Source organism: Bacillus sp. CDB3, assembly GCF_002081505.1.
Classification (GTDB): domain Bacteria; phylum Bacillota; class Bacilli; order Bacillales; family Bacillaceae_G; genus Bacillus_A; species Bacillus_A cereus_AT.
In genome coordinates this window covers 1-21,964 of record NZ_ALBR01000104.1, presented here as the reverse complement: position 1 = coordinate 21,964, position 21,964 = coordinate 1, and the positions used below count along the sequence as shown (strand labels likewise).

Below are 21,964 nucleotides of genomic sequence, written 5' to 3'. Positions count from 1 at the left end.
AACCATTTTCGTTAAGTAAACAACCTCATTTTGAGGCACTGTAAAGGGGAATATATATGTACGCAGAGAAAAACACAGTAGAGGTAGGAATCGTATTTAATGATGATGACCCTAAGATTCATAGAGGGTATATTCAGCTGGATAGACCCCTAGAGGTGCAATTGAAAGAACAATTCATATCTATTCAAATATATGGAATATGGAAACACATTTCTACACGTCGCATAAATGAAATATGGAAAGCCAAAACACAAAGATAGCCATAAAGGTGTATTTTTTTGTATATAGTAGACAAAGTTATAACTTAATATTGTAAGGAAAACAACTAACGATATTGTTTATCTTACACGTAGCAATAATAAAAAAACTAAAAAAAATTAATGTTAAGTTAAATTCTCATGACTCCCAAAAGGGATTGATCTGAGAGTGTTGCTTCACCCTCAGATCAATCCCTTTTCTTTTAAGACTTTAACAACAATTGACCTTATTTCTGATTCGTCAGAGGTAGGGGTATTTTGTTCGTTCCTCAAAACAACTTCCTTCTTAATCGGATTATAAAGTATTTTTACTGTATCCCCTTCATATAAGTCCATTGATTCAAGTATTTCTTTAGGTAACAACAAACTTGGAAATTCTATCAATATTTCCAAGTTTGTAAGGTGACTTTCAGTTATTTTGAAATTTTTGTACGAGAACCTAAAGGATAAACTTTTATGATTGTTGTTGATTTGGAATAAAGTTTGATCAAAAACACCTCATAAACCCGTATTTTATGGTAAGTAAAAAGAATCTATTTTGAAAAAAGGATTGATCAAAATAGATTCTTTTCTAACATATTTAAGTTCCGTTTTTATAAAAAAGTTTGATAATTTTCTACCTTTGATCTTCAACAATAGCGCCCTATAATGGAATAACTAAAATATGGTCTCAATCCAAAAATCAATTATTTCCTTCTCCAACGATGTATGCTTCAGGAAAAACTTCTGAAATATCATAGCTTTATATAACATTGATTCAATTCTTTACAAGACTGATAGATAAGTTCAAAAAGGCGGTCTAGATCCTTTAATTCCACACAGGAAAATGCAATCCGAAGGTCTGTCTTGGCAAGGGAGATGGTACCCACTCCGTACTGATTGAGCAAGTGGATCCTTAGTGTTTCAGCATCAGAATGTTTTATGCGAAGGCATACGAAATATCCTGAGTTAAATGGATAAGGTTCAAATTCATCCGCATATTTCCCGTCAGCTAAGATCTCTTTGACTCGTCTGGCCCTGTCTTCCATTACTTTATTTCTCTCCTTGCACTGCATTTCAAATTCAGGATGTAACAAGGCATCCAAAATGATTGTTTGGGAAAGGTGTGGACTGCATGAGATGGTACTTCGAATGGAACCCATCGTCTTTTTCTCCAACGCTTCTAAAACCAGAGGATCCTGAATTCCAAATGTGAGAAACCCAACACGAAAACCCCAAGCATACTCTTCTTTCGTTGCCCCATCAATTTTAATTGGGAGGACATTCGGGTGTAATCCTACTAAACGAGCAAATATAGATTCCTTGATTGAATCTTCGTAATATAATCCAAAATAAGCATCATCCATAACAGCGACAATATTAACCCCAAGATCCGCTGCCTGCTTGATGGCATCAAGAATTCCTTCTGCCTCTTTCACCGTAGGAGTATACCCGGTAGGATTATTCGGAAAATTAAGCACAAGAATCGCTTTACCATTTTTGCAGGATAAAAGGGCCTTCAGCATACCTTCTACATTAAATTTGTTTGTTTTCGTAAATAAAGGATAGGTCACGGTCCCACAGTCGTGGCGGATGTTGAAAAGTATATGATAGTTATCCCAGTACTTATCTGGCAGTATAATCGAATCGCCTTTTTCCACAAACAGGTCGGATACGATACTCAAGCCATGGGTCAGCCCATTCGTCACAATCGGGGTACCAAATTCCTTTCCTTCAAGGGAAGGATTATCCTTTAGAAGCTTTTTTCTCCAAACCTCACGCAGCTCCTGTTTTCCCGCGGGTGGTGCATACGGATACAGGTCTTTCGGATTATATGAGGAAAGGTTTTTATGAATCACATCTATATACATGGGTTGTCCACCCTCTGAAGCCATCCCGATTGTTGCATTGAATCGGTCCGCTTTCCCCCTTGCCTCTCCAGCTTGGCTGACAATCCCTTTAGGGAAATACAAGGATTTTCCTAACATTGAAAACATTTCATATACTGGTTTATTCCGTTCTTCAATGACATGATTTAATTCTAAAGCCAATGGGTTTAGCATTTTTACACCTTCTTTATCTAGTTGGATTTTTCCAGATTCCAGTTCTCTTACATTTGGATTCCCCAGGCGTGAATACATAAATCCTGGATCTTCTCCTGCGAAGCGTTGTGCTCCTACTTCTGCATTATCAAAAACAAATGTTGAAGTCATATAAACAGGGACACTCCATCTATATTGTTTCCTTTACTTTAAGAGTAAATTAAAAATAAGTAAAATACATATTTACTATTTTAATAATAACATTTACTTATGATGAAATGTTAATTATATAAAGGAAGTATCTATGGGGGTAACGCCCCACATCCATCAACTTAAGGTATATTTTTATACAAAATGCGGTCTTTCCATATAGTTTTTTATTATCTTTTATAGATTTTATAAAAGTAGGCATATCAAATAAACCCTGACGGGCTTCAATTTTTTTACTATGCTACCTGATGAGTAGAAGTGGTATACTGACTCTGTTGCAAAGTTTTTATTTTCTTAAAATTTTAGAATAAAGATGCAAATTACAAGAATAAATATTATAAAATATACAAGAAATCGCATGCCGAATTCATTATTTTGAGTGATTTTTCAACTTTGCACCAGAACCTAATATATCATATACGCAAGTAGCAATCGTACCTGCCGTCACATTTCGGTGTGCAACACTATAACCACCTTTTGCTGGGCGAACTCGAGTTGAAAGTGCTTGTGTATCAAATTGTAGTGTTTGCTGGGTACCAGCAAATAGATATCCTGTTTGAATGACGTCGGTTTTGATTCAGTTTATTTCTTTTGGAATGATTTGATTGGTTTCTAATGTTTCCACAGGTAGTTTTTGATCTACAAATACAAGTAAAGAAGGGGTACCTGTCATAACCCCATTTACCTGTTGAATACCGGCTCCAATGCCTGTTACATTCCGAAACTGTAAGAAATCATCCTCTACACTTTGTTGTACTTTTGGAATGCCTTGTTGTTCCTGAACCGTCAACACCCTTATGTTTGAATAGTTGCCCATAACACTCTCCCCCTTATTCAGTGTAATGATTTGTAATGGTTCCCACTTCTATAATGTTTGTTAGATATGTTTCCAATTGTGCAGGTATTTGTTCTTCTACTTTTAATTCAGAACGTGGTACTTTTTTTGAAACAAATACTTGAATCACTTCTTTCCCTTGTACAAATCCCATTCCTACTCCCACAACATAAGGCAAACGTAATAAATCTACTTCATATTTGCGCACAACTTTTTCTAATTCCATCGGGCCGCTCCTTCTTCATTTAGATGATACATGAGATTTGTCTTCGATGGTTTTTGAAAAATGGTGTATGACACCACTATAAGTATTTAGCTATGCTCATGTATTTTCCTTCTTGAAGGATACATGAAAAAGAAAAAAGGGATCTTCTATAGAAAGTCCCTTTAAAAAACGTATGTCTGTTGTGGGTAAACGAACATGTAGAATATAGCGATATATCATTCTAACGTTACTTTATGATTTACATGTTGATTTCTAATGGAGAACGTTTCCTATCTGACTCTGTTTCTGCAGATTGTCCAGAAAGTGTCGTACATTCTTGAAACACAAATTGTTTACAGCCCTTACATTGGGATACCTCTAATTCTTGTAGTGCAAAGTGTAACGCTAATCCTGTACGTGTGAAAAAGTGTTGCTCTCCAATCCTTTCGTATAACCCTGTTTGATGGAATAGTTCTTTCGGTTGATGCTGGATACCTGAAATCAAAAGGGTTCCTTGTTTTTCTATCATCTTCTTTCGAATGTGTTCTACTGCGGACTCTGCTGAAGTATCCATAAAAGAAACGTTTCCCATACGTAGGAGAAGAATGTGAGCGTTAGATTGTAGGGATGCTTCTATACACGTTTCAAATTCCTTTATGGTACCAAAGAAAAAGGGACCTTCTACGGTAAAGATACTGATTTGTGGACAATTTTTCCCATTTCCTACGATGTCTGACTTGACATAGGAATCTACTGGATCTGGCAATACTTTTCTAACACGTAAGGATTTGCTCATTTTTCCAACAAATAAAAGAAAAGCAAGAAGTAATCCCACGCTTACTCCGGTTGTAAGATCTGTGAAAACGGTTAATAGAAATGTCAATACAAGTATGAGGGTGTCCCCAGTTTTTGTTTTCAGAATATGAATAAACTCATGCTTCTCACTCATATTCCAAGCAACGACCATTAAAATTGGTGCCATACTAGCCAGTGGAATATGAAAAGCAAGCGGAGACAGAAATAATAACACCAGTAATACTACAATTCCGTGTACAATGCCTGATATTGGAGAAGTGGCCCCATTTTTAATATTTGTTGCGGTTCTAGCGATGGCACCCGTCGCAGGAATTCCGCCAAATAATGGTGCCACCATATTGGCAATTCCTTGTCCCACCAGTTCTTTATTACTATTATGTTTGCTATTTGCCATATTATCTGCCACCATGGCAGATAATAACGATTCAATCCCACCTAAGGCAGCAATGATACATGCTGCCGGAAATAACATGAGGATGTTATCCCATGTAAAGGTAGGCATTTGAAAATCTGGTAGCTGATATGGGATATCGCCATATGTGGTACCAATCGTTTCAATTTGATTCGGAAATAACATGGTTGCTATCAAACTAGAAATGACTAATCCTAATAATGCGCCTGGAATTCGAGGCAACCATTTTGTAGCTGCAATCACAATCCCTAAGCAAAGGAGCGCTGTAAAGATACTATAAGGATTCAGTTCTGCGATATTTGTTCCAATTTCTTTCATATTATAAAAAAAGGTTTCTTGCTTTTCCAGGTGATGAAGCCCTAAAAAATTTGCAATCTGTCCTGAGAAGATGATGACAGCAATCCCCGTTGTAAAACCAATCATGACAGGTCGCGGAATAAATGTGATAAACCTTCCTAGTTTGCATACGCCCATAATAACAAGTAAAATTCCTGCCATAAAACCAGCAATCAATAAGTTTTCATAGCCATATTGCATCACAATACCAAGTAAGATCGGTACAAATGCGCCTGTTGGTCCTGCAATCTGATATTTCGATCCACCAAATACGGATACGAGAATCCCAGCGATAATCGTCGTATAAATACCATATTCAGGTCGTACACCACAAGCGATAGCAAATGCCATTGCAAGCGGAATCGCGACAATCCCTACAACTAATCCTGCCAGCATATCTTTTTGTAAGTTCGCGAGGTTATATCCTGCATATCTGCCGGAAAATCTCATCGTTTTTCCTCCTCTTCATGCATTCATTTAAGGACTTGTTGTATGTGCGTAGGAATATCCCTCTACAACAACTTCTAAGCTGCCTGTTTTGGGGTGAATGACAAGTCCATGCACAGGTACATAAGATGGTAATAAGGGATGTTGGCGTATAATTTCTACACTATGTTGGACACTTTCCTGTACATTTCGGAAACCAGTTAACCATGTAGATAGATCAATGCCTGCTTGTTGCAATGTACGAATGCAAGTGGAATCAATACCTTGCTGTTTTACCTTTTCTAATAGCGGCTCTGCTTGCAAACCCGCCATGCCACAATCTTCATGACCAATCACACAAATTTCCTCCACTTGTAATTCATAAATGCCCAGTATGATACTACGCATCATGCTACCAAAAGGATGTGAGATCACAGCGCCTGCGTTCTTTATGACTTTGGCATCCCCATTTTGTAAGCCCAATGCCTGTGGTAATAATGTTAACAGCCTGGTATCCATACAGGTTACAATCAACAATTTTTTATTTGGAAATTTGGTCGTAGAAAAAGGTTCGTATTCTTGTTTTTGTACAAACGTTTCATTATGCATCAAGATGTTTTCTAGTAATGTCACTTGGTAACGCCTCCCTTATAGTTATGATCACATGAACAGGATGTAATAAAAAAAGCTTGCCAATTTTCTATATTGGTAAGCCTTTGATACTGATTCGGATGTGATCTTATGTTTAGTCTAGGGAGGATGAAATTTGGTGTCAACAACCTAAAACATGAGAAATATAATCTTACATTCTGTATGTTTCATACAAAATCTGAAATTCTTTTTTCTGATTTTTGTCTGCATGCCATGTTAGGGACATAAAATTGCATCATTGATAAAAAGTTATGTAGATAAAACAGGTAGCATGGGGGCACCGCCCATCAACAATATTTGAATTGATAATGATTCTACAAGGTAGACTTACATTTTAGATTCGTAACATGCGTAGGTTGAGAAATACAGATATCACCTTGTGTGTGATATGAAATTCATTTACGGTGTAACTAAAGATATGTTTATAAAGTATTTAAGTCGCATATACACAAGGAAATATAACTACATCTAGTCGATACATGGGGAAATAGGAAAGAATGACAGGTGAATCTATCATAAGGATACATGTTTTGCATCAAATCTGGAATTGTTACGAAGTAGACAAAGTGAGAACCAGGGATGTTTGTTAGGAAGCATCCATTTCATATATAGGAGGGACTATAATGAACAAAACAGGAAAATATGCAGTTCGATTTCTAGCTGTACCTTTTGTAACAGGTTCGATTTTGTTTAGTACAGCTATACCACAGCATACACAAGCAAATACTGGGGAATTCTATGAGATGAAGAATACAACCCGACAGACTAATCAAATCGTCGGAAAAAGGGCCGAAATTGGAAATTTACAACTGACTGTATTAGGTTTATATACATTTCAAGTTATTAGAACAGAAAAGTTATCAGATGTAGAGTTTACCGTATATAAAAAGGGAAAAGTATATTTGAAGCAAAAGACCGATTCGAACGGTGAAATTTCTTTCCAACTTCCTGTTGGTATATATACATATAAGCAAACATCTGAACGTTCATCCGATTTCTTTGTAGCGGATGGTACAGAATATTCGTTAGAAATCAAAAAAGATGGTCAATTATCCAAACATACTATATACAATCCATATATTTATTTTTAAATAGGGTCATGGTCAGGGAGCAAATAGGTTCTGTTGCAAAGTTTGAAAAAATAGAGAGAGGGTTATAAAGTGAAGATCGGTTTTAAGTAACCGCTACTAATTTTTGTAGTTCATTGTACACTGAAAAGACGGAGCCTTGTCTGTCGTAAGCACCGATGGTTCTCCAAAAGCCTTGATGAGTCGCTTCATAAACATATAAGCCGCTTGATGATTACGTGTTCTACGCAGTTGAATATCCAAAGTATGTCCATCTCCATCAATTGCACGATACAGATAGCGCCACTCCCCTTTAACTTTGATGTAAGTCTCATCTAAATGCCAAACAGGGTGTGTCGTTTTGTTTGGTTCTGTTGCAAAGTTTGAAAAACCATAAACCAGTTTACAAAATCCGGTTGTAGTTTAAGCAGTTCTGAATAATTTTTGTAATTCATTGTACGTCGAAAAAGAGAAGTCTGGAATGTGACTTCTCTTTTGTTTGTATATAGCATGAATCGTTTCGATTCCTTTCAATGTACGTGAAGCATGGCGAAGACTTTGAAATCCTGCGGATTTGGCAAAACGTCGCTTGATATGTCTATGATCTTGTTCGATGAGGTTATTTAGATGCTTAACGGTACAATGTTTCGTATGCAGATAAAAACCGTTATGTTTCAGTTTTTTGAACGCACAAAGTAGGGCAGGAGCCTTGTCTGTTGTGAGAGCCGTTGGTTCTCCAAAAGCTTTCACTAACCTTTTCATAAACATATAGGCGGCTTGATGATCTCTTGTTTTACGAAGTTGGATATCCAAGGTATATCCTTCTTGATCAATCGCACGATAAAGATAACGCCACTCTCCCTTGACTTTGATATAGGTTTCATCTAAATGCCATACGAAATGTGCTGATTTATTTTTCTTCTTCCAAATTCGATAAATCAAATTGCCATATTCATGCACCCAACGCATGATTGTTGTTGGGTGAACAGAAATTCCACGTTCTTTCAGGGTTTCAGATACATCACGATAACTTAAAGAAAAACGGCAATAATAGCCGACGGCTACTAAAATAATATTTTTCTTGAACTGTTTTCCTTTAAAATATTTCATGCAGCATGCTCCTCGAATCATTTTTCTTACATTTTAATTTCACTTAAAAAACTTTGCACCAGAACCTTTAACAGTCTCTTATTTTTATAAGGGAAAAGAGCTGAGTGATAAGAAAAAAACCAAAGCATTTTTTGAAATCACGAAAGTGTGTGTACAACATAAAGGAGAAATTCAGTACCCTGTGTTTTTGAAACAGACGGAGGATAGCGTGAGTACCACATATGTTTATCGACTTCCGTTGGGTGTGCCGAGCCAGTTAATACAGAAGTTAGTGCAAGTACTGGAGGAAGGACTATATAAGCCCGTGATGATATCGTTCCAGCAAAGGAAATTATTCATACGGGTATTTGAGAAACGTATTCCTCAAAAGTGGAATTGGTCTAAAGAGTTGTTACAAGAGAAAACGTGGAAAGTCATTATAGGAAGAGCGTTAGACCGTATGATAGATCATGACTTTGAGAGAACACCGCATATGTGCGTCAGTGGGATGACACGTTTTGGTAAAACGGTTTTTCTCAAAAATATCATGACTAGTTTAATTTTGCAGCAACTCAATCACGTGCAATTCTACGTGATTGATTTAAAAGAAGGATTGGAGTTTAGTCCTTATAAGGATTTGGCACAAGTGAAAGAAGTAGCGGAGAATCCGGTGCAAGCATTTGATATGTTAAATCGAATCCGAGAAAAGATGGTGGAACAAGTGGTACGTATGAAAGAATCGTATTTCACTAATATTGTAGATACGCCAATCAAGGAGCGTTATTTCATCATCGTTGACGAGTCAGCTAACCTGTGTCCCACGCAAGGATTGTCAAAACAAAAGAGAGATATGCTCTATTTATGTCAAGAAATGTTGTCTGAAATAGCGAGGATTGGCGGTGCATTAGGGTTTCGCTTGATTTTTTGCACCCAGTACCCGACTTCTGATACATTGCCACGACAAATTAAACAAAATAGTGATGCCAAGATTGGATTCCGCTTGCCAACCATGGTTGCTTCGCAAGTGGCGATAGATGAAAGTGGATTAGAAGAACTTCTATCTATACCAGGACGGGCGCTTTTCAAAACAGATCGTGTAGAAGAAATTCAAGTGCCATATTTGTCTAATCAAGAGATGTGGAAGTTACTGAAACCCTACAAGGTGGTGGAGCATCATGAAACATCAAAAGATGAAACAAAAAGCGAGACACATCGAGATTTTATACACTTTAAGTAAGCTAGATTTTGCGTCTAGACGCCAGTTGCAAGCAATTCACTGTCTAGGTAGTATCAGGAATGCAAATCGTATCCTAAAGGATTTACGCCCTTACTGTCATGTAACTTCTCATAACCGAGAGTATGTGTATTATCTCAATAAAAAAGGTATGGAACTGCTTGGTATACAGGCAAAAGAGCGAAAAAAGAAACACCAACTGGAACACATCTTATTGCGAAATGAAGCATGGATGTGGTTAGATTTCCCCGAATGGAAAACAGAGCAAGTCATTACTCTACGTTATCAAGGAGAAGAAAAAACAATTGTACCAGACGCCTTCTTCATCAAAGACAATGTTCCTCACTTCGTAGAAATAGATAGGCTTCAGCACATGAAAGTGAATGAGAAGAAACTACAGTATTACGCGTATCTCACCCACATATATCAGAAGCAACAACAGATCAAACCAATCATTATCTTTTGTACGATATCGGATTGCAGGGAGAAACAATTACTGAACTATGCGCTAAATTATAATGTGTATGTACAGTCGTATTTGCTACAAGATGTGCTATAAAAGGCTACATCCAAAAATCTGTATGATTAACATTTTTTCCAGTTAACTTTCTGAGGGCTTTTAAGACTTTATTAGCTGTTTTCATGCTAGGAGATACACTTTCTATGTTTGCAAGTCTGCTAATAGTTGATTCTCTAAGGCCACTATTTTTTGCAATATCAACTTGTTTTAATTCATGCTTATCTATAAACTTCCCTAACTTTGAACGTGGTTTTTTAAACCAAGGCATGTTAGACACCTCACTATTTTTTTACTAATACCTTGTCCAAAACTTCTATTTTTCAAACTTCGAGATAAAGAATATTTTAAAAAGCACAGCATATAATTAAATAACAAGTGAAAAAACATGTAATTATTTTGTGGAATATAGCATACATATTAATAGCCACAAGTTGCGAATACACTGAGGTATAATTGCAACTTGTTGTAACGGGTATGCTAGTAAAATGAAAAAGCTGAATCCCTTGTGAGAGAAGGGATTCAGCTTTTTGTAATTAAAAAGATCAAAAAGTTGTTTTGTAGAGATGTATAATTTCACGTACTAAAATGTTAACATATGTAGAATAAAAGGGAAATATATGAAATAGAGGATTCTAGTTGTCACAATATCGGTATTTGTTATATATATATATCCTAGATAAAAATTCATCATGTATAAATCGTATCTACATATCCCATGCTGTGTAATAAAAAACTGGAGTGTACGGAGATGCCTAAAGGTTTACAAATTCAACATACGCATAATCTATCCCCAATCGATTTACGGAAATTAGAAAAAAAGAAAAAAAGCTTCCAATCAACGTAGGATCATTGCTGTTCGAATGATTATGGAAGGCTATATGGCTATAGAAGTAGCTAAAATTTTAGGCATCCATCGTCAAAGTGTATCCAGTTATATCATTAAATTTGAAAAAGGTGGTATAGAAGAGCTACTAGCTCGTAAACCGATCCCCGGTAAACAACCTCGTCTGCGGGCCACACACCAACAAGAATTGAAAGAATTGGTTTTACATTCAACTCCTACGGAGTTAGATATATCCCAAGATTCTTTCTGGAATACAAGAACGATACAATTGTTGATTCAACAAAAATTCGATGTAGATTTATCTCGTGAAAGCATTCGAACCATGCTACATCGTCTGAAACTATCTTATACACGTGCTACTTATGTGCTAAAAAAAGCGGATAAACAGAAACAACAACGATTTCAAAAACAAATCCAAGTAATAAAAGAAATTTGATGACTCCAAATACTGTCCTTTTATATCAAGATGAGTGTCATTTCAAGAATCAACCTACTCTTCATGCCACATGGTTTGAAAAAGGAAAACAAAAGAAAGTTCCTGTATATGGAAAATGCGCTACTACTTCTGTGTTTGGAACAGTTGATGTAGATACTGGAAAGGTGCTTTGTTTACCTGCAACTACATGTAACGCACAAACATTTCAAACATTCCTTACTTATGTAATACAAGAGTATCCTAACAAACACATCATACTGGTATTAGATAATGCACGTTATCATCATGCGATAGTGTTAAAGGATTTTCTTAAACAACATGAAGACAACTTAACATTACTGTTCTTACCACCATATTCTCCAAATTTGAATTTGATGGAGCGTATTTGGAAGTTATTGAAAGAGCGAGTTGTAGCAAATTGCTATCATGGAACAGAATTACAATTGATACAAGCTATAGAAATATTTGTACAGGATGTACAAATCAATACGAAACAAATTTTAAGTCGCATTCAATGTGTAGATATGTCGATTTTTTAACCAGGATATATATAATAGAGAAGATCAATTAATATGGCTCCGGTTATGCGGAGTGAAAATAGAAATACATCAAACAAAGGGCAATGATCCTGTAATTCAGACTACAGGATCATTGTCCTTTCCTATTCATTTGAAAGAATAGAGCAAATCCACTGCGATGCCATTGGTTTGGCTAGAGGTATTCCCCCGACATATAGTTTTTGTAAAGGGGATCCCCTTTACAGGGAAACGTTGCTATGATAGTGATACATTCATATGCTGCAAATCAAAAATAACAAATGGTTTGCTTAGTTGTGTAGGATTGAACTTTATTGTTTTTAGACTTGAATCGTGGAACACCATTTTGTTTCATAAAGAAAGATTCAACGTGGTTTTCATATAAAATCGAGTTGAATGAACCTAAATATAAAGATACAATAATACGATGTGACAGAGTTTTCAAACAGAAATGGAGAGAAGCATCGTATATACCCAAGATGGATTGACAAAATGGCATTTTCAAAAGCACATAAAGAGTTATTAGTTCGGTTGTACGGAAAGCAAATTACACGAAGAGAATACGATTCTTTAGTGAATCAACTATATGTTTCAGAAACAAAGGGAATTTCAAAATAAAAGAGGATAACTAGATATAGTGACATAAGGAGGGATTGTGACATGCGATTGATAGTGAAAGGGAAACCATCGCAAGTTCGTCATTTAGCAGATGATCCAGAATATGTATTTGCAATAGAATTTCATGATACGAATACGCAAACAACACAAATTGAAGAAAAGGAGTATGATTTGAAAGTCACAGCACTCATTCATTCTGAACAGTGGAAGCAATTGTTACAGTTGATTGCAGAAGGTGGAGATACGTTAGCGAATGCGAATGAAATCATAATGGAGGGAAAGGTAGCGGATATCGCCAAACAAGTGCAAACATTTGCTCCTAGCCGTATCATGTACCGATCTCATGCAGAGCAACAGCAAGAAGAAAAAGAAGCTCCAAAGAAGGAGAAAGTAAAACAGAAACAGACGCAGAAAAAGGGAGGTACAATATCTAAACGTGTGATACAGTTGCACCAAAAATATGATGGTGTTTGCCAATTATGTGGACAACGATGTGATAAAAAAGTCGTGACTATAAAAAAATTACAGTCCAAAATGGGAATTATTTGTCCAGATTGTAAAAAGGGGACAACATTTACCATTCGAGATATCAATCACAGATTGCAGCAAGAATTGTTGAAACACAATTTATTTTCGACTAAAGAAGAGATGGTATCGTACTTTCAGCAATTTTGTAAACAATTTGTTTTGGTGTATGATAAGGCGAGAATTCGAATGTATTGGTCGTGGGATAAGGAACAAATATGTCAAGTAGTGTACGTCTCCCAGGATGGGAGAGTGCAAAAAGTGAAGTTGAAAGAGAATGGGCGAATACTACCCGTAAAACAACCACCACAGTTTCCAGTTGGAGATAAGATGTTCTTGATTCAACATCCTGTAACGGAATTAAAAATGAATAAGATCCAACCTTTGTTATCTAAACAAAAGGAATATGTACAAATAGGAGATCTCCAACATCAAATGGATTGTTATGAAAAGGAAGGAATATTTACAGAAAAAATTGTTGTAAAACGAATAGAGAATAGCACCAAATATGAAGTTGTATCGGGATATACAGCATATCGAGCTGCCCAAAAATTAAATGTAAAGCGAATTAACGTGATGATGTTACAGGCGTAATGAGTATTCTAATGAAATATAATGTGTCTATTCAAAAAAAGTCCACCTATTATAGGAGGACTTTTTTGATGTAAGATACAGGATTTATTTTTGTGTAGTGGTATCAATTTGAATGGAAAAATGGTACTGTTCATGCGATTCTTCTTCTAACAAAGTAGCGAGGACTTTCAATTGATGAATGACCTGCTGTTTAGACTTGAGTCCTGCATAGTGGATATGAAAGGATTCTGGAATAGAGGGTTCCATCTGTTCTATAGGATCTAATGGAATCGTTTTAGGTTCAGATTCTGAAACCACGGGCACATCTTGCATTGGAATGGTTGGTGGAAGTGTTTGAGCTGGTTCGGTGGAATGAGTATTTTTTAGATTGATAGGTATATATTCTTTGGGAATAGTCTTTTCTTTTCCTTTTCGTTTTGCCTGCATTGTTCCTTGGGGCGTGATTTCATATTTTTTATATAAATCATAGAGTTTACTTTTATAGGTCCCTAATCCTTCTAAGATTTCTTTGATTGAAAAGTGCTCTTTCCAGTATTGTAGTCGCATCTTTTGATCTTCAGCAGGTAGCGCTTCTAAAGAAGCCAATGGCAAGAACGTGTTGAGTTCTTCAATTTTTATTGTTTCTGTCAATGAAAATCACTCCTCTAAACATGGTATTATGTATAGATTCTATAGGGAAGAATGATTACCTCTGAAAATAATTGTATAGACCATTATTTTCAGAGGATTTTTGAAAGGATTCTATGTTATATTTTTTACAGTGACAAGTCTCTTTTATGTATAAACACCTTGTCACTAATCTTCTATCGTTATCTTTTTCGCATCTTATAAGAGCCATCATCCCTAGTGTTTGGGATGATGGCTCTTGTTTCTATCCAAATCAATTACAATATACTTATATAAATTGCGCTATTTCATCCAAATCTCGTTTGGTAGGAATACTAGATATGAATATAGTAGGAACAGAATTCCGTTTATTATCCAATGGAGTATCGGTAATGATGCAAGATATTTCATTAGGATGTAGTTGAATATTACGAAGATGTTCTAGGGTAACCTCTACATAGTCTAGTTGTTTATTATAATTAAGCTTTAAAAGTTCCTTAATATATTTTTTTCGAATTTCACAACTATTAAGAATCAAAATAACCTTTTTGTTACCTTTTTTTATTTTCATGAATATAGATTCAATATGCATAACTAAAATTGATATTTCATTTTCACTTATGGGGCATCGAATGCTTGTCTGTATCATCCATGTATGAATCATATTTTTAATACTATTAAATGTATTTGTATGATTCAATTTTATATAATTAGTAGTCTCTTGTAGAGAATTTAGTTTGGAAAATATTTCCGACTTATATTCGTGTGTTTGGAATATACTGAGTATAGAAAAGAGAAAGTCTTCATCACTTAGTAATTCAAGATGAAATGTATCTTCAAATAATAGTATTAATTCTTTTATTTCAGGATAAATTCCATTAGATCTTTTCTTAAATAACTGTTTGATACTTTCTTTTTTTCTATGATTATATTTTGTAGGATAATGCTCTACATGGTTCATAGCACTTATAATAATAGATACACTTTTGGAGTCTAATGATACATTATATTTATTGAATGTTTGTTTTACAATCTGTGATAATTTTTTATAACTAGATGAAATTTCAATTTTTTTTATGTTTTCAACTTCTAAAAACATAGGGTTTTCATTTTTAATTCTGATTAGATACAGAGAAATAAAAATAGACAAATTCCTAATATTCTCACTGGAAAATTTGATGGACATAATGTTTTCAACCTTCCTAAAAAATTCAGTATACATATTTTGTTTGAATTCCTGAAAGGGCCATTCTTGTTTATCATATGACTTTAAATATAATTCATAATACATGAAAATAATATTGCTTTCATTACCTTCGATTCTTAAAGGTCTTTTCTTTAAAGTTAACTTATATTTTTTCAAAAATATGTCTATATCTAGTAAGGTTAAACGCATTAGTGATTTTGAAATATATAAACTTTCACACCAATCATCTACTGTTTTTACTTCATTATAGAGTAACTTATGTAAACTTTGAAAGAGTAGGGTATGCCTAAAATAATGAAAATGTATAATATCTATTGAAGAAGAGGTAGGCATATTCAGCTGTATACCCTTTTTTCTGGATGATTGAATAAACCAATCTGTTGGTAAATCATCGGCTATTTGCACTAAGTCTCTTCGGACAGTTTTTGTTGAACAATTTAATTCTTTAGCTAGTTCACTTAAAGAAAATTCCCTTTTTTCATAAGTAATTAATTTTAGTAATTCGTAATGGCGTTTTAAAAGCATTTTTTAGATTTACTGGAGAACCAGCAAACCTTTCCCCCCTTTTCGTTTTCACTGTATTAATCTTTTATTAACAATCTTTGAATTACTCACCACTTAACATCCTTACGGAATGTTTGAAGTGGGGGATTCCTATTGTTGTAATAATGCAGAATATTCCTAAATAAAAAAACACAGCCAATTTACTTTTTGGGTTAATTGACTGCTCTAGAATTAAGGAAAAACTACTATACATCTTATCTTGGATCAGAAAAAGAAGATGTATTATGGAGTGAGTTTACCTTAACATAAAGAATCGCATACGATAATCTTAAATATGTCCTTTAACAAAGGTCATATTTAAGAGAAATAAGTGATGAATGAACACAAAACCAAACAAACGGAATCCATTATTTTATAAATAAAGGACATTTTTGATGTGTGCTGTCGAGAGGTTATGATGTATAAATATTACATACACTTCTTAGATTCGTAGAAGTGTCAAAAAAATTAGTTAAGGGGCGTATAAAAAATGAAAAAAACGTTAACCAGTGTACTCACTTTAGCAATTGCTATAGCCGCACTTCCAGTTACGACGTTAGCTGCAGATTATTCCGATCCTGTAACAAAAAATGGAGAAAGATTACAATATAATACGCCGTACTATTTAAAAGAGAAAAATTCACCTGATAAAGGTGGCATAACATTTGAACGTTGGGGTTTGGATGATTTTGTTCTTTTTGCTCACTCTTCAACTGATAATGGAACACCTATTATTTTTGAAAATAACAATGGAGCAAATGGATTCATCCAATCTAATGATGAGATAAGAATAAAATCAACTAAAGTTAATGAACCTGGCTATCAATATTGGGCCCATGATAGGGGGACTGATTCTGTTTATCTAAATTATGATAATAGGACAGATCATAGAATTTATGGATCATCAACAGATAATTCTATAGGAATAGGAAGCTTCGAGAAAAGTGTAACTAAAGTAAACAGGAAGACTATGTCACTTGAGACATTTAGGGAATACCAAAGAGGGAATTCAGGAAAGGCTTGGATGAGATCAACAACTTTGGATTATGTATATAAATTAGGTGATAGATCTATTCTACCTTTATATGATAGACAAACACCTTTTGAAGTTAGCGAATAAATAACATTAAGAAGCTATATAGGGTTCTTTAAAGGAGAACAATTCAAGAAGGACATTATTTTAGTAGCCGTTGGCTACTATTGTCGTTTTTCTTTAAGCTATCGGGATGTATCTGAAATCTTGAAAGAACGTGGAATATCGATTCATCCTACAACAATCATGCGTTGCGTGCATGAATATGGAGATTTGATTTATCAAATTTGGAAGAAGAAAAACAAATCAGCACATCATGCTTGGCATTTGGATGAGACGTATATCGGTTCTGTTGCAAAGTTTGAAAAAATAGAGAGAGGGTTATAAAGTGAAGATCGGTTTTAAGCAACCGCTACTAATTTTTGTAGTTCATTACACACTGAAAAGACGGAGTCTAATTCCAGACTTCGTCTCTGTTTATATATAGCCTGAATCGTTTCAATCCCCTTTATGGTACGAGAAGCATGACGGATACTTTGGAATCCAGAAGATTTGGCAAATCGTCGTTTTACATGTCGATGATCTTGTTCAATGGGGTTATTACGATGTTTGATCGTACAGTGTTTGGTATTTGTATAATAATTGTCTTTCTTCAATTTTTTAAATGCACAAAGCAAAGCCGGGGCCTTATCTGTCGTAAGAACCGATGGTTCTCCAAAAGCTTTGACGAGTCGCTTCATAAACATAGAAGCCGCTTGATGATCACGAGTTCTACGAAGTTGAATATCCAAAGTATGTCCATCTCCATCAATTGCACGATAAAGATAGCGCCACTCCCCTTTAACTTTGATGTAAGTCTCATCTAAATGCCAAACAGGGTGTGTCGTTTTGTTTTTCTTTTTCCAGATTTGATAAATCAAATCTCCATATTCATGCACGCAACGCATGATTGTTGTAGGATGAATCGATATTCCACGTTCTTTCAAGATTTCAGATACATCCCGATAGCTTAAAGAAAAACGACAATAATAGCCGACGGCTACCAAGATAATGTCTCTCTCGAATTGTTTTCCTTTAAAATATCCCACATGTTATGCTCCTCATCTCATTTTTTCTACAGTCTAGCTCAGCTCCAAAAACTTTGCAACAGAACCTCAAAGAGTATATCGACCAATTACAGCTATCAGCAGTGGAAAACAGAAAGAAAGCGGACGAGGCTTATGATGACGAGGATTTAGGGTTGGCTGGGTATTACAGAGGGCAATGGATTGCGAATGAGGAAACGGCAGTTAAATTAACGGTTATCTTATCTAAATACAAGGAGGGAGAACAATGAAATATACAGAGCATGGCACGTTTGAAGTAACTCAATTATTAGCAGAAGCGAAGGTTAGAGGAAAGTAAGTAGAAACAAAAGCGTTATGGGAGGGGAATACATTGAGTAGGGGATTCAATTTTGTAAGTAAAGAAGTAGAAGGTAAATGGTTAGGTGAGAGATTTTCATTTGAATTAGATAACGAAGTGTTTTTTGGGAAGGTGAATTTATTTACGGAAAATGGTGTTGAAATTAAATGGGAGGGACTTTGTCCGAGTGATGATAAGTTAGGTGGAATAGCAGTTTATGCAAATGTAGGGGGGACATTATCGCAATTAAAGCTGTTAGAAAGTTAATTTCTCACTTGAAATAAGGCATGAAAAAAGAACTCCTGTGAAAGAGCTCCTCCGGAAGAAAATGAGTGATACCAGATATAAGAAACATTGGTGGTAAATAGTATGGCCATATTCTTGAAATGTATACAAAATAACAAAGCAGCTAGCAAAAGCTAACTGCTCAGTTAAAAGAAGGAATTTAATTAAATCATGTCTCAATTTAATTAATAAGCTAATCACTAGCTTATTGGTAGTATTAACCAAACTTAGAATTTTATACAGGGAGGGAAAAGCATGGATGCATCCACAGATTTCTTATTAGCATTATCCACAAAATTACAGGAGATTGCAGACAATACAGCGGATTTAGAAACGGCAGCTGAATTAGAGGAGTTAATTGATAAAATTGTTCAGAGTATTTTAAACAGTTAGGTGCATTATGGACCTGAGTGTGAAAAGAGGTTTTCATTCTGAAACTGTCTTTTGTAATGAAAAAACTCTATCAGAAACCTAGTAAATTGAGGTTTAAATCTCCCTTGAATATCGTAGGTATCTCGGGATTTATAATCTCTTAGAAAGGGTTATATATACCTTGAAAGAATCTGTCCATCACACACAACCTCGGTATAATAAAAACAAACGAAAAGAACTGAGGAGGAATGGAGTATGGACGCAAGAGAAATTAGAATTCGTATTTTAAATTTACAGGATAATCATTGTCATAATAATTGTGAGTACCATAGTGGAAAAACACATCCATACTGCACAGAAACGTGTAAGATTGGTCAAGAAATTCAACAATTAGGTTCAAGTTTGATTACAGATGAAAAAATTCGAGAGTATAAAACAAAAGTGGAGTGGGATAAGGTATGTCAAGACGTAATGGAATTGAAAAAGAAAGGCCTGGCATACATTCAAATCGCGGAAATATTGGGGTGTGACACGAGTACAATCCGCAAACAATTGAAAAAACGAGGATTATTAGAGTCATAAAGAAGATGATAAAAGGAAGTAGGTGAATCATCATTTGTTTAACTGGTTAAATATATATCAAGAGTTAGAAGGAGAAATTGAGTATATTGAATTTAATCTACAGCGCAGTAAAAGAGAATTAAAACGTTAGGTAAGTGGTGATTTACAAGACGTCCGTTTAACAGCTGAATCAGAAGGTGCGAAAGCAGAAGTTCATATAGAACGGATTGAATATGAATTAGCACATAAGATAAATGATTTACACGATTTAAAACAAATAATTGGTAAGTTCAAGGGATTAGATCATCAAATATTGAAGATGAAATATATAGACGGTATGACGTTAGAACAGATAGCGGAATGTGTGAGTTATAGTGTTAGCCACATAAAAAAGAAACATGCTGGAATTCTAAAAGTCATACGATTTGCTGAGAAGGAAGGTATCATTTAGGTTCACTCCTAAAGTGAATCGAACCCCTTGTTAAAAATGAGTTATAGTAATAGCATAAAGAATTAATGGAAGGGCGACTGAGTATTCGGTTGTTCTTTTGTTTATGTGTGGATATTAAAATATCACGTACCGTATTATATAATTCATTTCAAAAGAAATGAAAAATGCATATGCAATATGTGTGGTAATTAATTTTGATGGTAAATTCGCATGCTGCATTTTTCATCCTTCAGAGAGAAATACAATGACTGAGTGGAGGAAGAACAAAAATCAGAAGGTAGTGGGTTTCCATGCGCCAATGCTATCGTCTGTCCTTCTTCCATTCTTACTATTTGCTAACGATTGGTTTTCTATACCAATAAAAACGAATGCAATAAAAAAGAGACGAATGAAATCGCCTCTCCAACACATATATACAAAGAATTACACTGAAAATTGGATGTATACTATATTATATCTTTGGTATCATATACCTTTTTTATTTTGAGCTTTTCTTTTATTATGTAAAAAAACGAGTACTTGTGCCCAGAGTACTCGTTTTTTCAACGTACAGTCGTATCATATTGTTATGGAGGTGAGTCATGAACAAATATTTCGACAAGTAAGGGTTTCGAGATAATATTTGTACAATAGATAAAGACTGTTACCAAAAAACTAATTAATTTTGTTTATTTTACCAAATTACAGACATAATCGGAATGGAGAAGTATACAATGATATAGAACGTTGCCGATAATTTTTAAGAGAGAGCACTTATTTGGGGAGTGCTCTCTTTCGTGTGTACATATAGGTGAAGCAATGCATATAATGAAGTAGGGACAAACGCAGTTGTCTTCATTTAATTGTAGAGACATATTCCTTTAGTAGAAGAGCATCCTTGGTGGAGGATGTTCTTTTTTTGTATGCAAAATAAGAAAACGCATATGTAGTTAACAAGATGAAATTTATGTAAGAAATCTTAAATGCTGGGGTAATTAAATAAGCACAGCTGTATCATCTGCTGAGGTAGATGTACAACTGTGCAAGTGTAAATGATATCCGTCGACCACAATGGTCTTGGGAATTAGGGTGCTTTCACTATAACATTAGGAAAATAAGAAAGGTAGTTCAAACATTTCTTATATACAGACAAATTTAAGGTGGACAAGCGATGAAAGAATACAAGACTAAACAACAGAAGCGCAATTCGTTCGCAAAGGTAGAGCTTTTGGAGAACAAACGGTTCTCACAACAGACAAGGCTCCTTCCCTACTTTGTGCGTTCAAAAAACTGAAACATAACGGTTTTTATACACATACAAAACGCTGTATGTACCATTAAACATCGATTTGTGAAGTCAACGGGGTTTCAAACCATTTGTCATGTTTCTCGTATCATAAAAGGGATTGAAACGATTCAAACCCTATATAACCAGAGACGAAGTCTTGAATTAGACTTCGTCTTTTCTGCGTACAAAGAACTACAAAAATTAATAGCAATTGCTTAAATTCTATCCAAAATCTATAGCCCTTTTTATATTTTTCTAACTTTGCAACCGAACCACTTTTTCAGTGCCTTTCCCTGTTGAAGGACTCTTTCATTCACGTAGGGATAGGTACATGACAGACTCTTAAAAAATTAAGCATTTTGAAGAAAAAGCTGGTTTATTTATATATTTTGTATAAACCCTTTATGATATCTTCTTACGATGTGACTTTCTATCGTTTTCTTTATTTCTAATGCAACTCCAATCATAATAAGTAAACTGGTTCCCCCCATTTGAGCAAACTCCGGTACTGTCTTAAGAACTACCATGGGTAACATAGAAATCGTTCCTAAGAAAATGGCACCCACACAGGTTAAACGATATAAAATCTTTGTGATATAGTGC

At 35.0% G+C, this 21,964-nt stretch carries 21 protein-coding genes and 8 pseudogenes; 16 read left to right on the top strand and 13 right to left on the bottom strand.

Annotated features, from left to right (window positions below):
* The first annotated feature begins 56 nt into the window (after positions 1-56).
* Positions 57-260, top strand: coding sequence for a hypothetical protein (locus CDB3_RS28555; RefSeq protein ID WP_128856786.1), 204 nt, complete (start codon positions 57-59; stop codon positions 258-260).
* Positions 261-991: 731 nt separating this feature from the next.
* On the opposite strand, the pseudogene CDB3_RS28545 reads toward CDB3_RS28555, so the two are convergent.
* The 5 genes and pseudogenes from CDB3_RS28545 to CDB3_RS28525 form a co-directional block, all read right to left on the bottom strand.
* Positions 992-2,455: pseudogene (locus CDB3_RS28545) on the bottom strand (aminotransferase class I/II-fold pyridoxal phosphate-dependent enzyme); the annotation flags it as partial.
* A gap of 610 nt (positions 2,456-3,065) precedes the next feature.
* Complete coding sequence (locus tag CDB3_RS32650) at positions 3,066-3,305, bottom strand: hypothetical protein (RefSeq protein ID WP_256869955.1); 240 nt, start codon at positions 3,303-3,305, stop codon at positions 3,066-3,068.
* A 13-nt stretch (positions 3,306-3,318) separates the two neighbouring features.
* Positions 3,319-3,549 (bottom strand): hypothetical protein, encoded by a 231-nt coding sequence (locus CDB3_RS28535; protein ID WP_128856783.1) that lies wholly within the window; start codon positions 3,547-3,549, stop codon positions 3,319-3,321.
* Between the two features lie 238 nt (positions 3,550-3,787).
* A complete protein-coding gene (locus tag CDB3_RS28530) occupies positions 3,788-5,542 on the bottom strand; it encodes a SulP family inorganic anion transporter (protein ID WP_128856782.1) in 1,755 nt (584 codons plus the stop codon).
* A gap of 27 nt (positions 5,543-5,569) precedes the next feature.
* Positions 5,570-6,127 (bottom strand): beta-class carbonic anhydrase, encoded by a 558-nt coding sequence (locus tag CDB3_RS28525; protein WP_372708562.1) that lies wholly within the window; start codon positions 6,125-6,127, stop codon positions 5,570-5,572.
* A 665-nt stretch (positions 6,128-6,792) separates the two neighbouring features.
* Between CDB3_RS28525 and CDB3_RS28520 the strand changes: the two genes are divergently transcribed.
* On the top strand, positions 6,793-7,260 hold the full coding sequence (locus CDB3_RS28520; RefSeq protein WP_256869954.1) for a prealbumin-like fold domain-containing protein: 468 nt from the start codon (positions 6,793-6,795) through the stop codon (positions 7,258-7,260).
* A gap of 120 nt (positions 7,261-7,380) precedes the next feature.
* Here CDB3_RS28520 and CDB3_RS28515 read toward each other — a convergent pair.
* Positions 7,381-7,581, bottom strand: a pseudogene (locus CDB3_RS28515) (DDE-type integrase/transposase/recombinase); the annotation flags it as partial.
* Positions 7,582-7,659: 78 nt separating this feature from the next.
* A complete protein-coding gene (locus tag CDB3_RS28510; RefSeq protein ID WP_128856780.1) occupies positions 7,660-8,346 on the bottom strand; it encodes an IS6 family transposase in 687 nt (228 codons plus the stop codon).
* 67 nt (positions 8,347-8,413) lie between these two features.
* Between CDB3_RS28510 and CDB3_RS28505 the strand changes: the two are divergent.
* Together CDB3_RS28505 and CDB3_RS28500 are read left to right on the top strand one after the other, a co-directional pair.
* Positions 8,414-9,562: pseudogene (locus tag CDB3_RS28505) on the top strand (FtsK/SpoIIIE domain-containing protein); the annotation flags it as partial.
* Positions 9,501-10,118: a replication-relaxation family protein gene (locus CDB3_RS28500; protein WP_128856778.1), complete on the top strand. Its 618-nt coding sequence runs from the start codon at positions 9,501-9,503 to the stop codon at positions 10,116-10,118. The pseudogene CDB3_RS28505 and the gene CDB3_RS28500, both read left to right, overlap by 62 nt.
* Positions 10,119-10,122: 4 nt before the next feature.
* Here the strand turns inward: CDB3_RS28500 and CDB3_RS28495 are convergent, their stop codons facing one another.
* Positions 10,123-10,347 carry a helix-turn-helix domain-containing protein gene (locus CDB3_RS28495; protein ID WP_128856777.1) on the bottom strand — a complete coding sequence of 75 codons (225 nt, stop codon included), beginning with the start codon at positions 10,345-10,347 and terminating at the stop codon, positions 10,123-10,125.
* A 610-nt stretch (positions 10,348-10,957) separates the two neighbouring features.
* Between CDB3_RS28495 and CDB3_RS28490 the strand changes: the two genes are divergently transcribed.
* Together CDB3_RS28490 and CDB3_RS28485 are read left to right on the top strand one after the other, a co-directional pair.
* Positions 10,958-11,359 (top strand): winged helix-turn-helix domain-containing protein, encoded by a 402-nt coding sequence (locus tag CDB3_RS28490; protein ID WP_256869731.1) that lies wholly within the window; start codon positions 10,958-10,960, stop codon positions 11,357-11,359.
* Positions 11,359-11,898, top strand: coding sequence for an IS630 family transposase (locus CDB3_RS28485; protein WP_142263482.1), 540 nt, complete (start codon positions 11,359-11,361; stop codon positions 11,896-11,898). Before CDB3_RS28490 ends, CDB3_RS28485 begins: the two co-directional genes overlap by 1 nt.
* 280 nt (positions 11,899-12,178) lie before the next feature.
* On the opposite strand, the pseudogene CDB3_RS32645 reads toward CDB3_RS28485, so the two are convergent.
* Positions 12,179-12,256 (bottom strand): annotated as a pseudogene (locus CDB3_RS32645) (RNA-guided endonuclease TnpB family protein); the annotation flags it as partial.
* A gap of 131 nt (positions 12,257-12,387) precedes the next feature.
* On the opposite strand from CDB3_RS32645, the gene CDB3_RS32640 reads away from it, so the two are divergent.
* Positions 12,388-12,513: a hypothetical protein gene (locus tag CDB3_RS32640; protein WP_256869956.1), complete on the top strand. Its 126-nt coding sequence runs from the start codon at positions 12,388-12,390 to the stop codon at positions 12,511-12,513.
* Between the two features lie 42 nt (positions 12,514-12,555).
* Positions 12,556-13,632, top strand: coding sequence for a ParB/Srx family N-terminal domain-containing protein (locus tag CDB3_RS28475; RefSeq protein ID WP_128856775.1), 1,077 nt, complete (start codon positions 12,556-12,558; stop codon positions 13,630-13,632).
* An 84-nt stretch (positions 13,633-13,716) separates the two neighbouring features.
* Here the strand turns inward: CDB3_RS28475 and CDB3_RS28470 are convergent, their stop codons facing one another.
* Entirely contained in the window at positions 13,717-14,262 is a 546-nt protein-coding gene (locus tag CDB3_RS28470; RefSeq protein ID WP_128856774.1) for a hypothetical protein, read from the bottom strand.
* 265 nt (positions 14,263-14,527) lie between these two features.
* The gene (locus CDB3_RS28465; RefSeq protein ID WP_128856773.1) at positions 14,528-15,970 is read right to left on the bottom strand and encodes an AcpB/EbpR/MafR family transcriptional regulator; all 1,443 of its coding nucleotides are present in this window, start codon (positions 15,968-15,970) and stop codon (positions 14,528-14,530) included.
* Positions 15,971-16,478: 508 nt separating this feature from the next.
* On the opposite strand from CDB3_RS28465, the gene CDB3_RS28460 reads away from it, so the two are divergent.
* The gene (locus tag CDB3_RS28460) at positions 16,479-17,108 is read left to right on the top strand and encodes a hypothetical protein (protein WP_128856772.1); all 630 of its coding nucleotides are present in this window, start codon (positions 16,479-16,481) and stop codon (positions 17,106-17,108) included.
* Positions 17,109-17,126: 18 nt separating this feature from the next.
* Positions 17,127-17,366: pseudogene (locus CDB3_RS28455) on the top strand (transposase domain-containing protein); the annotation flags it as partial.
* A gap of 56 nt (positions 17,367-17,422) precedes the next feature.
* On the opposite strand, the gene CDB3_RS28450 reads toward CDB3_RS28455, so the two are convergent.
* A complete protein-coding gene (locus CDB3_RS28450; protein ID WP_128856771.1) occupies positions 17,423-18,109 on the bottom strand; it encodes an IS6 family transposase in 687 nt (228 codons plus the stop codon).
* Positions 18,110-18,162: 53 nt separating this feature from the next.
* Between CDB3_RS28450 and CDB3_RS28445 the strand changes: the two genes are divergently transcribed.
* From CDB3_RS28445 to CDB3_RS32635, 6 genes and pseudogenes are all read left to right on the top strand, one after another.
* Complete coding sequence (locus CDB3_RS28445) at positions 18,163-18,357, top strand: hypothetical protein (protein ID WP_128856770.1); 195 nt, start codon at positions 18,163-18,165, stop codon at positions 18,355-18,357.
* A gap of 101 nt (positions 18,358-18,458) precedes the next feature.
* Positions 18,459-18,692, top strand: a complete 234-nt coding sequence (locus CDB3_RS28440) for a hypothetical protein (RefSeq protein ID WP_128856769.1) — start codon at positions 18,459-18,461, stop codon at positions 18,690-18,692.
* A 273-nt stretch (positions 18,693-18,965) separates the two neighbouring features.
* Positions 18,966-19,103 (top strand): hypothetical protein, encoded by a 138-nt coding sequence (locus tag CDB3_RS31885; protein WP_179139766.1) that lies wholly within the window; start codon positions 18,966-18,968, stop codon positions 19,101-19,103.
* Between the two features lie 234 nt (positions 19,104-19,337).
* On the top strand, positions 19,338-19,664 hold the full coding sequence (locus CDB3_RS28435; protein ID WP_128856768.1) for a zinc-finger domain-containing protein: 327 nt from the start codon (positions 19,338-19,340) through the stop codon (positions 19,662-19,664).
* Positions 19,665-19,698: 34 nt separating this feature from the next.
* Positions 19,699-20,094 (top strand): annotated as a pseudogene (locus CDB3_RS28430) (sigma-70 RNA polymerase sigma factor region 4 domain-containing protein).
* A 1,200-nt stretch (positions 20,095-21,294) separates the two neighbouring features.
* Positions 21,295-21,580, top strand: a pseudogene (locus CDB3_RS32635) (IS6 family transposase); the annotation flags it as partial.
* A 161-nt stretch (positions 21,581-21,741) separates the two neighbouring features.
* On the opposite strand, the pseudogene CDB3_RS28420 reads toward CDB3_RS32635, so the two are convergent.
* Positions 21,742-21,964 (bottom strand): annotated as a pseudogene (locus CDB3_RS28420) (preprotein translocase subunit SecY); the annotation flags it as partial.